Below are 12,981 nucleotides of genomic sequence, written 5' to 3' on the forward strand. Positions count from 1 at the left end.
CCTAGTTGATGTGCTTTTTTATGTTTCATTTTTAGCACTTTGCTCTTGTTTGGATTCTATTTTGTCTAGTGTTTGTTGTTCTTTGCTCTGAGGTTGATAGTGGGTAGGAGGAAGATTTGTTATTTCATTTTCAGATTGTCTATATGAACGACTTCGATTAGCTCGTTCACGAAATCCACCTTTATTGATCAATTGAGCCATAGTAATGTCATCTATGATTTGAAAGATATATTTTAACAAATTATGTGAAAGATCAAAATAATACTGAGCGTTAGTTGAATCTAGCTTTGTATATCCCCTTTACAATGTATCTAAGAGAATTGTTAATTTGAATGAATTGTTTTTAAAACTAGATTGAATTCTCATTTTTTTTCTCATAGGATAAAAGTGCAACGAAAGAAATTGTTGTAAAAAGAAAATAAAAAATAGTAAGTGGAAGGAGGAATGATGTTATATCAATATCATTGCGCATGTTGTGACAAGGTAGTCGCTTCAACAGATAAGGAATGCCCTTATTGTGGTTCTCAGCATATTAGAAGTCCTTATGGTTTATGGATGTTCTGTGTGGCTGCGTGTTTTGTAGTTGTACTTGTAATTAAGATGGTACATGTATATTCATTAAATCATGAGGAAGATCAACCAACTCAGACAAGTTCTTTATTTGAAATTTTTAAACAAGACAGTGCTGAATTTAATAAATAATAACAAATAAAAAAGTTCGCAATGTGCGAACTTTTTTATGAGCGATAAACTTATAGTCCCGCAGCATCTTTTAGGATTTCAACTTTATCGGTTTTTTCCCATGTAAATGCAGAATCAGAACCTTCACGACCAAAGTGACCATAAGCAGCAGTCTGCTTATACATCGGTTGAATCAGATTCAACATACGGGTAATGCCGTATGGGCGTAAATCGAAGTGTTCACGAACAAGTTGAATAATCAACTCATCAGATACTTTGCCTGTGTTGAATGTATTAATCGAAATCGAAGTTGGCTCAGCAACACCAATTGCATAACTGACTTGGATTTCACATTTGTCTGCTAAGCCAGCCGCAACAATATTTTTTGCCACATAACGACCAGCGTACGCTGCTGAACGGTCAACTTTCGATGGATCTTTACCAGAGAAAGCACCACCACCGTGACGTGCCATACCACCATATGTATCTACGATGATTTTACGACCAGTTAAACCACAATCACCCACAGGTCCACCAATTACAAACATACCTGTTGGGTTGATGTGAAATTTAGTGCCCGCATGAAACATTTCAGCTGGGATGATCGGCTTAACGATCTCTTCAATAATCGCTTCTTTAAGCTGAATTTGAGAGATTTCAGGATCATGTTGTGTTGATAATACAACTGCATCCAAACGAACAGGCTTGCCATTTTCATAGGCAAATGTCACTTGGCTTTTTGCATCTGGGCGTAACCACGGTAATGTACCTGAACGACGTAATTCTGCTTGACGCTCCATTAAGCGATGCGCATAAGAGATAGGAGCAGGCATGAGAACATCAGTCTCACGGCTTGCATAGCCAAACATTAAACCTTGGTCGCCAGCACCTTGATCTTCAGGCTTTTGGCGATCAACACCTTGAGCAATCTCTGGAGATTGTTTACCGATCATATTGATCACGGCACAAGTTGATCCGTCGAAACCTAAATCAGAGTGATGGTAGCCAATACCATTTACGGTTTGACGCACAATTGCTTCAAAGTCGACATTTGCTGTCGTTGTAATTTCACCAGCAAGAACAACCGCACCTGTTTTTACTAATGTTTCACAAGCGACTCGCGCATACGGGTCTTCTTTTAGGATTGCATCTAAAATAGCATCACTAATTTGGTCAGCCATTTTGTCTGGATGACCTTCGCTTACAGATTCTGAAGTAAAAACAGCATACTCGCGCATGAACGTCCTATCATGGTTATTTTCAAAAAGACAGAGTATGTTACATCGACTTGGCGGATAGGACTAGCATAAGCTGACTAAAATGCATGAATTTATTTCATTTTCATTATGTTTTTATTGATATGTGTATCAGTAAAACTAATATTAATGCTTTAATTAATAAAGTTTTTCTGAATTGTAAATTTTCATATTGGAGTGAATGCATTTTAGTGGTTGTTTAGATGGTGAGCATTTATATAAAGAATTGTATTTGAATGATCAAAATATAAGAAATATCGTGTATTGCACTTTACCCCATCTTGTTTTTTTAAGACAATAGTCGCAGTTTTTGAAAGATGATTTCTCATCTTCTCTCATCTTATTTGATTTAATCGGATTCTGACTTATGACAACCCCTTTAAATGAACGTCGTATTGCAAATGCAATTCGTGTCTTGGCTATGGATGCTGTGCAACAAGCAAACTCAGGGCATCCTGGTGCTCCAATGGGGATGGCAGATATCGCTGATGTAGTTTGGCGCGAATTTTTAAATCATAACCCAAGTAATCCTCAATGGGCGAACCGTGATCGTTTCGTATTATCGAATGGTCATGGCTCAATGTTGCAATATGCGTTATTGCATTTGACGGGTTATGAATTATCTATTGAAGATTTAAAACAGTTCCGTCAATTACACTCTAAAACTCCAGGTCATCCAGAATTGGGTTATGCACCTGGTATCGAAACCACAACAGGTCCATTGGGTCAAGGTATTGCCAATGCTGTTGGTTTTGCTTTAGCTGAAAGAACTTTAGCTGCACAATTTAACAAAGATGGTTTAAACGTTGTTGATCACTTCACTTACTGTTTCTTAGGTGATGGCTGCCTGATGGAAGGTATTTCTCACGAAGTATGTTCACTTGCAGGTACTTTAGGTCTTGGTAAGCTGATTGCCTACTACGATGACAATGGCATTTCGATCGACGGTGAAGTAGAAGGTTGGTTCAGTGATGATACTGAACAACGTTTCAAAGCCTATGGTTGGCAAGTACTTCGCGTAGATGGTCATGATGCTGATGCGATTCGTCAAGCAACAGTTGAAGCGAAAGCTGAAAGCAATAAGCCGACGATCATTATCTGTAAAACGATTATTGGTTTAGGTTCACCAAACAAACAAGGTAAAGAAGATTGCCACGGTGCGCCGTTGGGTAAAGACGAAATCGCTTTAACACGTGAAGCATTAGGCTGGAAAGAAGAAGCATTTGTTATTCCTGAAGATGTTTATGCAGCTTGGGATGCAAAAGCAAAAGGTCAAAGCTCTGAAGCAGCTTGGAATGAATTGTTTGCTCAATACCAAGCAAAATATCCAACTGAAGCAGCTGAATTATTACGTCGTATCAATGGTGATTTACCTGCTGAATTTGCTGCACAAGCAGATGCATTTATTGCTGAAACCAATGCAAAAGCAGAAACAATTGCAACACGTAAAGCTAGTCAAAATACTTTGCAAGCATTCGGTCCATTACTGCCTGAATTATTAGGTGGTTCTGCTGACTTGGCTGGCTCTAACTTAACACTTTGGAAAGGTTGCCAAGGCGTACAAGAAAACCCAGCGGGTAACTACGTGTATTACGGTGTTCGTGAATTCGGTATGACTGCAATCGCGAACGGTGTGGCTTTACATGGTGGTTTCGTTCCTTACGTTGCAACATTCTTGATGTTTATGGAATATGCGCGTAATGCAGTACGTATGTCTGCATTGATGAAACAACGTGTGATTCATGTTTATACACATGACTCGATCGGTTTGGGTGAAGATGGTCCAACGCATCAACCAATCGAACAAATTGCATCGTTACGTGGTACACCAAACTTAAATACTTGGCGTCCATGTGACACAGTGGAAGCTGCTGTTTCTTGGAAATCTGCACTTCAACGTAAAGATGGTCCAACCGCATTAATTTTCTCTCGTCAAAACTTGCCATTCCAAGCACGTAATGAAGCTCAAATTCAAAACGCTGCGAAAGGTGGTTATGTACTTGCAGAAGAAAAAGGTGAGTTGAAAGCAATCATTATTGCTACAGGTTCAGAAGTTTCATTGGCGATGGAAGCATATGCACAGCTTGAGGGTGTGCGTGTAGTGTCTATGCCATGTGCTGAAGAGTTTATGAAGCAAGATGCTGCTTACCGTGAAGCTGTATTACCTGCACATATTCGTGCGCGTGTAGCGGTTGAAGCGGCTCATGTGGATTACTGGTGGAAGTTTGTTGGTTTAGACGGCAAAGTGATCGGTATGACCACTTACGGCGAATCTGCTCCAGCAAAAGACTTGTTCCAATTCTTCGGTATTACCACTGAAGCAGTTGTTGCTGCGGTTAAAGAATTGACTGCTTAATCAAATTAAGTGGTATAAAAAAGCGTCCTGAATAGGGCGCTTTTTTTTAAATTGGAATAAGAAATGAGAAGATTAGCTTTATCGAATAAGAAAGAACGAGGAATACCAAGGAAATTAAGAAATCTTAGATGCTGGAGTGAAAGTTTTAGAGGATATTTTCCTGATTTAAATGGATATGAAGATCGATACTATAATTGGAAAATACCTGTTCCGATAAACCTTGTTGAGGGTAAGCATGCAAGCCAAGAAATCAAAGCAGAATGTGCTCAACACCTAATCAATGCTTGTAAATATTTAATTGAAGCGAAACCTCAAGGACTTAAATTCTGTAAAGTAGTTTGTATGATTGAACAGCCAAATATGTTTGCTAGCGAGATTTGCTTATATCTGGATGAAGATTATTTTAATGCACATACATTATCAGCAGATAGATATGATTCTCAATATGTGTTGGCAGATGGGTTAAGTTTGGCTAAAAGTTGGAATCTGCAAATTCCTGAAAATATCTATGAACGAGGGGTAAAGATTCGGTATATTGATCCAGAAGATGAAGCTGATAGTTATAGAGCTGATCAGTGGTACTTTATTGAAATTTAAGAGATTAAGATGTTGCGATGAAAAGTGAATTCGAACTTAGTGCTTTTGAAAAAATATTAAATAATGTCAAATCTTTATACTTTTTTAATTTGAATGTAGATAAAAGATTTTGGCAACATGCTGAATATGGTTTTTTGATTTGTTTTCTCCACGAAAGTTCAAAGATAAAGGAGCATAAAAAGAGAGTTGATAACTATTCATCTCGATTACGTTCCTATTTTGATAAAGTAATTCAAAATAGACTTAAGCTAGATATAAATAAATCATTATTAAAATTAGAAGGAAAAATTTTAGCTTTCAATGTTCATTTAACCATGTTTGATAGTTTGGGTGAGGGTGAAACAGGTGGGTTTATCGATGGATGCGATACTCCACCACCTGAGTTTTGGATTCATTTTGATGGGGAAAATTTATATTCATTTATTCCAAATGAGCTCACAAATATTGTCGACCTAGCAATAGATATCTCTATGAGTGGTTCATTGGAATGGTATACGGATGTAATTGAAATTTAGTGTAAGAGGTCTCTCATCCGATATTTAATTCACTCTGAATTGAAATATTCGACGTTAATAATTTATGCACAGGACAGCTTTCAGCTACTTTGAGTAATCGTTTGTGCTGATCTTCGGTAAATTCACCTTTTAAGATAATTTTACGTTCAATATTGTTTTGACCTGCTTCAGGTTCAGCATTGGGATTTAAGGCTAAATCGACCTGAACATGATCAAGCTTAATTCCTTTATGATTCGCATACATCTCTAAAGTAATGGTTGTACATGCACCTAAAGCAGACAAGAGTAACTGAATTGGATTTGGTGCTGTATCTTGACCACCTTTATCTGCTGGTTCATCTGCATACCAAGTATGACCCGAAGAATCCGTCAACGAAACGCGATAAGGTGTAGATGTACTGAGTGCTTGTGCTGTATGTGTCATGTTTTACCTTGTTATTTATCTTTAAAAACTAGATGAAAATATACCCATTGATCATGTTACTTATAAAATCAATTGTCCACTACCTAATGGTCTTATGATAATTGTGTTTGATATGTGCTGTAACGCTTTTATTGTTGCACGGATGAAACATATCGTTTTATAAAGAATAATGAATAAAAATACTTGATCTATAAACTATTGCTTATATCAAACAAGGATACGAAAAAATGCAATTTAAAACATTAAGCCTCGGTTTAGCATTCGCTTTAGCTAGTTCTGTAACGTTGGCTGCGCCTGTCGACTATAAAATTGACCCTACACATACTGCGACCGTATTCAGCTGGAATCACTTTGGTTTCTCTACACCAAGTGCAAATTTCACTGATATTCAAGGCACAATTAAAGTTGATAATGCAAAACCTGCAAATTCATCTGTAGAAGTGACGATCCCTTTAAGCAGTGTAAATACCAATGTTGTTGCTTTGGATAAAGAATTCCAAGAAGAAGCTTGGTTTAATGCTGCGAAATATCCAAACATTACTTTTAAAAGTACTAAAGTAGAAACTAAAGACAAGAAACACTTCAAAATTACAGGTAATTTAACCGTTAAAGGTGTGACTAAGCCTGTGGTATTGGATGCTATTCTGAATAAACAAGGCGAGCATCCAATGGCGAAAGTACCTGCGATTGGTTTTAATGCAACAACAAGCTTTAACCGCTCAGCATTTGGTATCGGTAATTACGTACCAAACGTAGGGGATAAGATCACTGTGAATATTACAACTGAAGCAACTGCTGCAAAGTAATATATAATAAATCAATTGTTTATTAAAAAATCTCACGCTATCTACGGCGTGAGATTTTAAATTTTTTAGGCGTAAATTAAATACGATTTTCTACAACTATTATGTTGTTGCATTAAATGCACCTGAATAGATGGCATAGCCACTTGGTACGTAGTCGGTAAAAACAAGAATTTGAAAATACTCTGCAGGAACACCTTCTAAGATCAATCTAGTATTAGCCTTAAACCCAAATTTTCCATAATAATTAGGATCACCGAGTAATACGCATCCTTTTGCATTCAGTGCCTTGATCCTATTCAAACTTTCTTTCATAAGTTTAGAGCCTATACCTTTTTCTTGATATTCAGGAAGAACGGAAATAGGACCTAAGCCATACCAGTTTGTCGTACCATCGGAAATAGAGACAGGTGAAAATGCAATATGACCAATGACTTCCCCCTGAGTTTCAGCAACTAAAGAGAGATTAAGTTGTTTGGATTCACTAAGCGCATTGACGATAAATTGCTCTGTGTGGCTAGAATGTTCTACATCATTAAAAGCTTTTTGTGTTAAATCAAAAATTGCTTGGATGTCAGTGCCTTGTTCATCACGGATTTGAATATTCATTTTAATTGCCTATATGTTTTTAAATAACTGACGAAGCAAAATTATGTTGTTGCTTCATCAGATGATTGTTAAGGATGTTTATTGATTATCGAGTTGAGGTCGTACGTTTCTAAGCCCATTCAAATTGATTTGATAGGGTTGTCCTTCCTGTGATTTGATCAATCTTTTCTTTTTAAATTTTCGAAAAACATCGAGTGTGCAATCAGATAATACAAAACCTTCACGGCTATAACATTCTACAGCGATGAGTTGTCCTGATTCATTTTTGAGTTTTACGATTTTTCCGCCTTTTGCTAAGACGTGTAAAGTCCTTTGTTCAGACTTGGATAAGTTCATATTGGAATCCCAGATATAAGTAATCAAAAGCAAAGCTAGGCTTTTAGCCCGAAAATTCGCGTTGATAAATATGAACTATGGACAAAACAACAGATTGATTAAATCTATGAGCAAATTAGGAAACTAAATACGCTTATTTTTATTATATTTATCCTTTAATGATAAATATGCAGGAACTGATCTTTTTGCCTGCCGACGTAGCATCATTTTGATATATAACACGAGGGCAAAACAAGCCGTCGCAATGGTTAACATGATGCTATTCATATAACTCATGATCGAACTAATATAACCAATCGTTGCTAAACGCCGTTGCATACGCTCAACCTGAATACTCGATTCAATTCCAGTGATTGCCCATGTACATAAATGTTCGCAATTATTGATAATCAAATGGTAATGATTTTCATGCATACGCGAGTGCATACGACGAACGATCGCTTTCGCCTTGTAACGAGGGGAATGATAATTTTTCGTATAAATCGGTTTTCCCCGAGCGAAGCGCTGAATTGAGGTCGTCTCAATTGGATGTTTTTTAAAAATATGTGCAAAACCTGAATAATGGATAACTCGTCCACGACCTGCATAAATACCATGATGACTATAACCAAAGTGTTTAACAATTAGGTGTGCACCGAGAGGGAAATGTCGCTGTGTTTGCTGCATACTCATACAAGACTATTGTATTTACAGATGTATTTTAATCAAAAAATATGAATCTATCGAGTGCATTTAAAGACTCATTTATACGATTATGTGTGGAGATTGTATCTATTCTTTTTATGTTGAAATACATTGTGGGACAATGAGGTTAGTCGATTTGAACAATATTAAATTATGCTAAAAAAATGGTTTATAGCCTCATTGGTCAGTATTTGTATGTCTCATGTTTATGCGATGCAGCATCAAATAATTAAAGTAGACAATATTTCATATGATGTAATTAAAGTAGAGCATTTACAGCAACTCAGACTTTTCCTAAAAGATCCAAAGAATGCTCGTTATTATCAAAAAATTGCTCATATCCAAAAAGTGCTTCCAACATGTGAACATCTAAGTTTTGCTATGAATGCAGGTATGTATCACCCGGATTTTCAACCTGTCGGTTTATATGTTGAAGAAGGTAAAGAAATTATTGAACTCAATGAAGCGCAAGGATTTGGTAATTTTTTTATGCAACCAAATGGCGTGCTTGCATGGAATGATAAATATGCTGTAATTAAAACAACGACAGATTATAAATCCATGAGATTTAAGCCACGGTTTGCTACGCAGTCTGGACCAATGTTGGTTTATAAAGGCCAAGTAAATAGCCAATTTGTAGCAGATTCAAATTCTCTAAAAATAAGAAATGGAGTCGGTGTTAGAAATAATCATTTGTACTTTGTAATTTCACAACAACGAGTCAATTTTTATCAGTTTTCACAATTTTTCAAGCAAAATTTAAAAATTGATAATGCCTTATATTTGGATGGTTCAATTTCAAGTTTATATTCCTCCCAAACTAAACGTCATGACAAGACTTTTAATTTAGGTCCAATCGTTGGTGAAATTGCTCAAGAGAATTGTAATTAATCAACTTCTCATCTTCTATGCATTAGAAGATGAGAAGCACTTATTTTTATTGAATTGGCGTCTTGATAAGTGCAAGAAGCTCTTTGCGGCTATAACCTCGGGAAATGAGGACTTTCTTTATACCTTTAATCACATCTTCATCTGTCGCTTTGACTAAAGCATCTAGTAGTTGTTCATTTGATTTGCAAGAACAATCGTTTTCAACGCAAGAGGTTTGGTTCTTGTGTTCATTATATTGCTGATCTGCATTAAACAATTTTTGCCAAAAACTCATAGAGCCTTCATATACAACCTAACATAGATCGAAATATAGTCACTTTAAAATAAAATACAAGTCATCTTAAGTGATAAAAGCAGCAGTTGAACTTCAGTTTTTTCGATGATTCTTTTTGTTTCTAACGAAATTATGACAGTTGAATGACTTGATCTTTGAAAAACATCATTTTTTTTAGTAAAAACTTTAAATAAAAATAGAGAGTTATGAAAACTCTCTATTTTTAATGGTTACTTTGCAATAATTTGTTTAAATCTTTTCGAGCAATACACCAGATTCCACATGATGAGTAAAAGGGAATTGATCGAACATAGCAAATTTTATAATGCGATGTGTTTGACTGAGTGTTTTTAAATTATCATGTAAGGTATCTGGATTGCATGAAATATAAAGAATACGCTCAAAACCTTGTAATAATTTAAGTGTTTCGTCGTCAATTCCTGCACGTGGCGGATCTACAAAAACCGTGTCAAAGTCGTAGCTTTGAATATCAATTTCTGCTTCTTGGAGTCGTCTAAACGCTCTTTCACCTTGATACGCCTGAGTAAACTCTTCGGCAGATAAACGCGCCACCTGAATGTTCTCAATCTGGTTTTGCTCAATGTTCCATTGCGCTGCGTAGACTGAAGATTTAGCAAGTTCAGTTGCAAGGACACGTTTAAATTTCAAAGAGAGTGGTAGAGTAAAGTTACCATTACCACAGTACAATTCTAATAGGTCTTTCTCAGAGCTTTCAGTAGCATCACAAGCCCACTCCAACATATGTTGGCACACTTGTGCATTGGGTTGTGTAAAGCTACTTTCAATTTGTTTGTATTTAAAAGTACGACCATGAACATTGAGTTGTTCAACCACGTAGTCGTCACCAATAATCACTTTTTGGCCACGGCTACGCCCCATAATTTTAATCTTCAGCTTTTCTGCTAAAGCTTTCGCAGCGATTTCCCAATCTGCATCTAAACGGCGATGATAAATTAAAGTCACCAACATTTCTCCGCTCAATGTGGCGAGGAAATCAGCTTCAAAAATACGTTGCGATAAAATAGCAGTTGCTTTTAATTCTTCTAATAAACGTGGCATCAAATCATTGATGCTGCGATCTGCAATTGGAAACTCATCAACTCGTATAACTTCTTTTTGTTTACCATCTTCAGCGCGTTCAAACATGGCATAGAACAAATCATCTTCTGTATGCCAGATACGAAACTCTGCGCGCATACGGAAATGTTGGTCAGGTGATTGAAACACTTCTAAAGTTGGGGGATTGAACGGAGCGAATTGTGTGGTAATGCGTTCAACTTTCTCTTGAAGTTGCTGTTGATAAGATACGGTCATAAAAAGAAAGCTACAGCTGAAATCTAAACGGGAATGGTATCAAAAAAATTAAGATCGACCTAGTTCTGTTATATGAAATATAAGAGTGGATCATAAATAAAGAAGTATTGAATTTAAACCAAGCAGGCTTTAATGTATTATTACCTGCTTTGATTCAGTTTTTTCATATAAGCCTATAAATAATAACTAGTTTTAGTCATTAATTTTGATATAGCTGTCATGGTAATACGCACAGGTACGGGTAAATCAACACCTCCAGCCTTTAAGGCTGTTTCGCGGTGGTGTAATTCATCTTCATTCATTTGTTCTAAAATTTTACGTGAACGATCATCATGAGATGGAAGTTGTTGAATATGTTCCTGTAGATGTTGGCTGACTTGACGTTCCGTTTCAGCGACAAACCCTAAGCTATATTTATCGCCAGCAATACCTGCTATTGCACCCATACCATAAGATAGACCATACCAAATTGGATTGAGCACGCTCGTATGACTGTCTAATTCTTTTAAACGATCTTCACACCAAGCGAGATGATCTTGTTCTTCTATCGCAGCTTGTTGCATTTCTTCTCTAACATGAGGCAGCTTTGCAGTGAGCGCCTGACCGTGATAAAGCGCTTGCGCACAGACTTCGCCACTATGATTGACACGCATTAAACCTGCTACATGGCGAGCATCGCTAACACATAATTGTGAGGGTTCTGTATTTGCTGGATTAGATCGCTGAGCAGCAGTTGCCCCTGGCACTAAGCTACGCAAAGCCTGATCAAAAGAATTAATAAGTTTATCGATACCTGTAAAATGACGCATATATTAATCCTCTAAAGTATTGGGTGCATTTTCCAACAATGGTTTTAAACGCTTTAATAACCAAAATGAGAAAATAGCACTTAAAACTGCAGTAATCGTAAATAATATTTTAATATCAATTTTTAAAATGCTTAAGATTAAAATTGAGAAAACTGCAGAAGAAACCATAAATACAGCATTTAGAATATTATTTGCGGCCACCACACGCGCACGGTGAGAACGTGGCGAGTAAGCTTGCATCATTGCATATAGCGGCACAATATAAAATCCACCACTAATACCTAATAAAGTCACGGCAAGCATGACATGATAGTACACGGCACCTTGGGTAAAAATATCTTTTAAACTCAGTAAATCGCCAGTTCGCTCAGGAACAAAAGAGAGACTCGCTGCTAAATACAAAGCAAAGATCGTTAACCCAATCGCACCATAAGGTACCATTTTAATATTGATCTCTGTACCACCGATACGTCTGCACAGCAAAGAACCTACACCAATACCAACAGAGAAAAAGGTGAGGAGTAGACTGACAACGTTTTCAGAAGCATGCAGGTTTTGTTGGGTCAATTGAGGAATTTGAGTTAAATAGGTTGCGCCATAAAACCAATACCAAGAATTACCGAGCAAAACAATAAATATGATTGGAAGGCTTTTAGCATATTTTAAAGTTTGAAAACTTGTACGAAAAAAATTCCAGTCAATTTGTAAATCTGGCGCTGCAACCTTTTGAGGTAAAATAAATCGGCTACATAAATAGCCTAAGCAAGCTATGATGACAACAGTGACACTAATCCACAATAAGTTTCCTTCCGATGATGCAATGACTGCACCTCCAAGAATCATTCCTAATAATATTGCGATCGATGTACCTGATTGGAAAAGTGCATTACCAGACATCAATTCTTCTTGTCTTAGAATTTCTGGTAAAATTGCATATTTGATTGGACCAAAACAAGTTGAGTGTGTCCCCATCAGAAATAATGCAAAAAGTAGTAACCATAAATTTCCAAGCAAGAACCCTGCGGTTCCAATCAACATAATGATAATTTCTAATATTTTTATAAAGCGAATGAGTTGAGATCTTTCATATTTATCAGCAATTTGCCCAGCAGTTGCAGAAAAGAAAAAGTAAGGCAAGATAAATAATAAGGCAGCTAGATTATTGAGTGTACTGACGGGAGCACTTTGTTGCTGGATCCAACCATAAGTGATCACTAAAAGTAGAGCTTGCTTAAAAACATTGTCATTTAAGGCTCCAAAAAACTGAGTGAAAAACATCGGTGCAAACCGACGTGATGTCATTAAGCGCTCATCTTGTTTCATCGTGTGTTCACTTCATTGTGTTTTATAAAAAAATGTGACGTACTGTAAAAATGCTACAAAATGCATGTATGATACTTCAAATCTTTGA

General features: G+C 36.6%; 16 protein-coding genes. 6 read left to right on the top strand and 10 right to left on the bottom strand.

Going from position 1 to position 12,981, the window contains the following annotated elements; translation table 11 throughout:
• Positions 1 to 18 precede the first annotated feature (18 nt).
• Positions 19 to 201: a hypothetical protein gene (locus tag O1450_RS06920; protein ID WP_269230206.1), complete on the bottom strand. Its 183-nt coding sequence runs from the start codon at positions 199 to 201 to the stop codon at positions 19 to 21.
• 243 nt (positions 202 to 444) lie between these two features.
• Here O1450_RS06920 and O1450_RS06925 point away from each other — a divergent pair, with 243 nt between their 5' ends.
• On the top strand, positions 445 to 702 hold the full coding sequence (locus tag O1450_RS06925) for a hypothetical protein (protein ID WP_269230207.1): 258 nt from the start codon (positions 445 to 447) through the stop codon (positions 700 to 702).
• Positions 703 to 752: 50 nt separating this feature from the next.
• On the opposite strand, the gene metK is transcribed toward O1450_RS06925, so the two are convergent.
• Entirely contained in the window at positions 753 to 1,919 is a 1,167-nt protein-coding gene (gene metK / locus O1450_RS06930) for a methionine adenosyltransferase (protein ID WP_004653111.1), read from the bottom strand.
• A 385-nt stretch (positions 1,920 to 2,304) separates the two neighbouring features.
• Here metK and tkt point away from each other — a divergent pair, with 385 nt between their 5' ends.
• The 3 genes from tkt (at position 2,305) to O1450_RS06945 (ending at position 5,405) form a co-directional block, all read left to right on the top strand.
• Positions 2,305 to 4,293: a transketolase gene (gene tkt, locus O1450_RS06935; RefSeq protein ID WP_269230208.1), complete on the top strand. Its 1,989-nt coding sequence runs from the start codon at positions 2,305 to 2,307 to the stop codon at positions 4,291 to 4,293.
• A 63-nt stretch (positions 4,294 to 4,356) separates the two neighbouring features.
• Positions 4,357 to 4,890 carry a DUF3916 domain-containing protein gene (locus O1450_RS06940; RefSeq protein WP_269230209.1) on the top strand — a complete coding sequence of 178 codons (534 nt, stop codon included), beginning with the start codon at positions 4,357 to 4,359 and terminating at the stop codon, positions 4,888 to 4,890.
• A 17-nt stretch (positions 4,891 to 4,907) separates the two neighbouring features.
• On the top strand, positions 4,908 to 5,405 hold the full coding sequence (locus tag O1450_RS06945) for a hypothetical protein (RefSeq protein ID WP_269230210.1): 498 nt from the start codon (positions 4,908 to 4,910) through the stop codon (positions 5,403 to 5,405).
• A 13-nt stretch (positions 5,406 to 5,418) separates the two neighbouring features.
• Here the strand turns inward: O1450_RS06945 and O1450_RS06950 are convergent, their stop codons facing one another.
• Positions 5,419 to 5,829 (bottom strand): OsmC family protein, encoded by a 411-nt coding sequence (locus tag O1450_RS06950; protein ID WP_269230211.1) that lies wholly within the window; start codon positions 5,827 to 5,829, stop codon positions 5,419 to 5,421.
• A gap of 227 nt (positions 5,830 to 6,056) precedes the next feature.
• Here O1450_RS06950 and O1450_RS06955 point away from each other — a divergent pair, with 227 nt between their 5' ends.
• The gene (locus O1450_RS06955; RefSeq protein WP_269230212.1) at positions 6,057 to 6,635 is read left to right on the top strand and encodes a YceI family protein; all 579 of its coding nucleotides are present in this window, start codon (positions 6,057 to 6,059) and stop codon (positions 6,633 to 6,635) included.
• Between the two features lie 99 nt (positions 6,636 to 6,734).
• Here the strand turns inward: O1450_RS06955 and O1450_RS06960 are convergent, their stop codons facing one another.
• The 3 genes from O1450_RS06960 to O1450_RS06970 all read right to left on the bottom strand — a co-directional run bounded on the left by O1450_RS06960 (position 6,735) and on the right by O1450_RS06970 (position 8,243).
• Positions 6,735 to 7,241: a GNAT family N-acetyltransferase gene (locus tag O1450_RS06960; RefSeq protein ID WP_269230213.1), complete on the bottom strand. Its 507-nt coding sequence runs from the start codon at positions 7,239 to 7,241 to the stop codon at positions 6,735 to 6,737.
• A 78-nt stretch (positions 7,242 to 7,319) separates the two neighbouring features.
• Positions 7,320 to 7,577 carry a YjhX family toxin gene (locus O1450_RS06965; RefSeq protein ID WP_269230214.1) on the bottom strand — a complete coding sequence of 86 codons (258 nt, stop codon included), beginning with the start codon at positions 7,575 to 7,577 and terminating at the stop codon, positions 7,320 to 7,322.
• A 123-nt stretch (positions 7,578 to 7,700) separates the two neighbouring features.
• Positions 7,701 to 8,243, bottom strand: a complete 543-nt coding sequence (locus tag O1450_RS06970; protein WP_269230433.1) for a lecithin retinol acyltransferase family protein — start codon at positions 8,241 to 8,243, stop codon at positions 7,701 to 7,703.
• A gap of 171 nt (positions 8,244 to 8,414) precedes the next feature.
• Between O1450_RS06970 and O1450_RS06975 the strand changes: the two genes are divergently transcribed.
• Complete coding sequence (locus O1450_RS06975) at positions 8,415 to 9,152, top strand: phosphodiester glycosidase family protein (protein WP_269230215.1); 738 nt, start codon at positions 8,415 to 8,417, stop codon at positions 9,150 to 9,152.
• Positions 9,153 to 9,198: 46 nt separating this feature from the next.
• Here the strand turns inward: O1450_RS06975 and O1450_RS06980 are convergent, their stop codons facing one another.
• From O1450_RS06980 to O1450_RS06995, 4 genes are all read right to left on the bottom strand, one after another.
• Positions 9,199 to 9,426 (bottom strand): hypothetical protein, encoded by a 228-nt coding sequence (locus O1450_RS06980; protein ID WP_004661846.1) that lies wholly within the window; start codon positions 9,424 to 9,426, stop codon positions 9,199 to 9,201.
• Positions 9,427 to 9,675: 249 nt separating this feature from the next.
• Complete coding sequence (gene trmA, locus O1450_RS06985; protein ID WP_269230216.1) at positions 9,676 to 10,761, bottom strand: tRNA (uridine(54)-C5)-methyltransferase TrmA; 1,086 nt, start codon at positions 10,759 to 10,761, stop codon at positions 9,676 to 9,678.
• 173 nt (positions 10,762 to 10,934) lie between these two features.
• Positions 10,935 to 11,570: a 2-polyprenyl-3-methyl-6-methoxy-1,4-benzoquinone monooxygenase gene (gene coq7 / locus O1450_RS06990; RefSeq protein WP_269230217.1), complete on the bottom strand. Its 636-nt coding sequence runs from the start codon at positions 11,568 to 11,570 to the stop codon at positions 10,935 to 10,937.
• A 3-nt stretch (positions 11,571 to 11,573) separates the two neighbouring features.
• Positions 11,574 to 12,893, bottom strand: coding sequence for an MFS transporter (locus tag O1450_RS06995; protein WP_269230218.1), 1,320 nt, complete (start codon positions 12,891 to 12,893; stop codon positions 11,574 to 11,576).
• Positions 12,894 to 12,981 lie beyond the last annotated feature (88 nt).

Origin of the sequence: Acinetobacter sp. TR11 (genome assembly GCF_027105035.1) — a bacterium.
Lineage (GTDB): Bacteria > Pseudomonadota > Gammaproteobacteria > Pseudomonadales > Moraxellaceae > Acinetobacter.

What these genes read in the sequence shown, in the direction of transcription:
- O1450_RS06945 (WP_269230210.1), top strand. Translation starts at nt 4,908, where the DNA reads ATGAAAAGTGAATTCGAACTTAGTGCTTTTGAAAAAATATTAAATAAT.
- O1450_RS06960 (WP_269230213.1), bottom strand. Translation starts at nt 7,241, where the DNA reads ATGAATATTCAAATCCGTGATGAACAAGGCACTGACATCCAAGCAATT.
- O1450_RS06950 (WP_269230211.1), bottom strand. Translation starts at nt 5,829, where the DNA reads ATGACACATACAGCACAAGCACTCAGTACATCTACACCTTATCGCGTT.
- O1450_RS06965 (WP_269230214.1), bottom strand. Translation starts at nt 7,577, where the DNA reads ATGAACTTATCCAAGTCTGAACAAAGGACTTTACACGTCTTAGCAAAA.
- tkt (WP_269230208.1), top strand. Translation starts at nt 2,305, where the DNA reads ATGACAACCCCTTTAAATGAACGTCGTATTGCAAATGCAATTCGTGTC.
- O1450_RS06925 (WP_269230207.1), top strand. Translation starts at nt 445, where the DNA reads ATGATGTTATATCAATATCATTGCGCATGTTGTGACAAGGTAGTCGCT.
- O1450_RS06955 (WP_269230212.1), top strand. Translation starts at nt 6,057, where the DNA reads ATGCAATTTAAAACATTAAGCCTCGGTTTAGCATTCGCTTTAGCTAGT.
- O1450_RS06970 (WP_269230433.1), bottom strand. Translation starts at nt 8,243, where the DNA reads ATGCAGCAAACACAGCGACATTTCCCTCTCGGTGCACACCTAATTGTT.
- O1450_RS06920 (WP_269230206.1), bottom strand. Translation starts at nt 201, where the DNA reads ATGGCTCAATTGATCAATAAAGGTGGATTTCGTGAACGAGCTAATCGA.
- O1450_RS06980 (WP_004661846.1), bottom strand. Translation starts at nt 9,426, where the DNA reads ATGAGTTTTTGGCAAAAATTGTTTAATGCAGATCAGCAATATAATGAA.
- coq7 (WP_269230217.1), bottom strand. Translation starts at nt 11,570, where the DNA reads ATGCGTCATTTTACAGGTATCGATAAACTTATTAATTCTTTTGATCAG.
- O1450_RS06940 (WP_269230209.1), top strand. Translation starts at nt 4,357, where the DNA reads ATGAGAAGATTAGCTTTATCGAATAAGAAAGAACGAGGAATACCAAGG.
- O1450_RS06995 (WP_269230218.1), bottom strand. Translation starts at nt 12,893, where the DNA reads ATGAAACAAGATGAGCGCTTAATGACATCACGTCGGTTTGCACCGATG.
- O1450_RS06975 (WP_269230215.1), top strand. Translation starts at nt 8,415, where the DNA reads ATGCTAAAAAAATGGTTTATAGCCTCATTGGTCAGTATTTGTATGTCT.
- metK (WP_004653111.1), bottom strand. Translation starts at nt 1,919, where the DNA reads ATGCGCGAGTATGCTGTTTTTACTTCAGAATCTGTAAGCGAAGGTCAT.
- trmA (WP_269230216.1), bottom strand. Translation starts at nt 10,761, where the DNA reads ATGACCGTATCTTATCAACAGCAACTTCAAGAGAAAGTTGAACGCATT.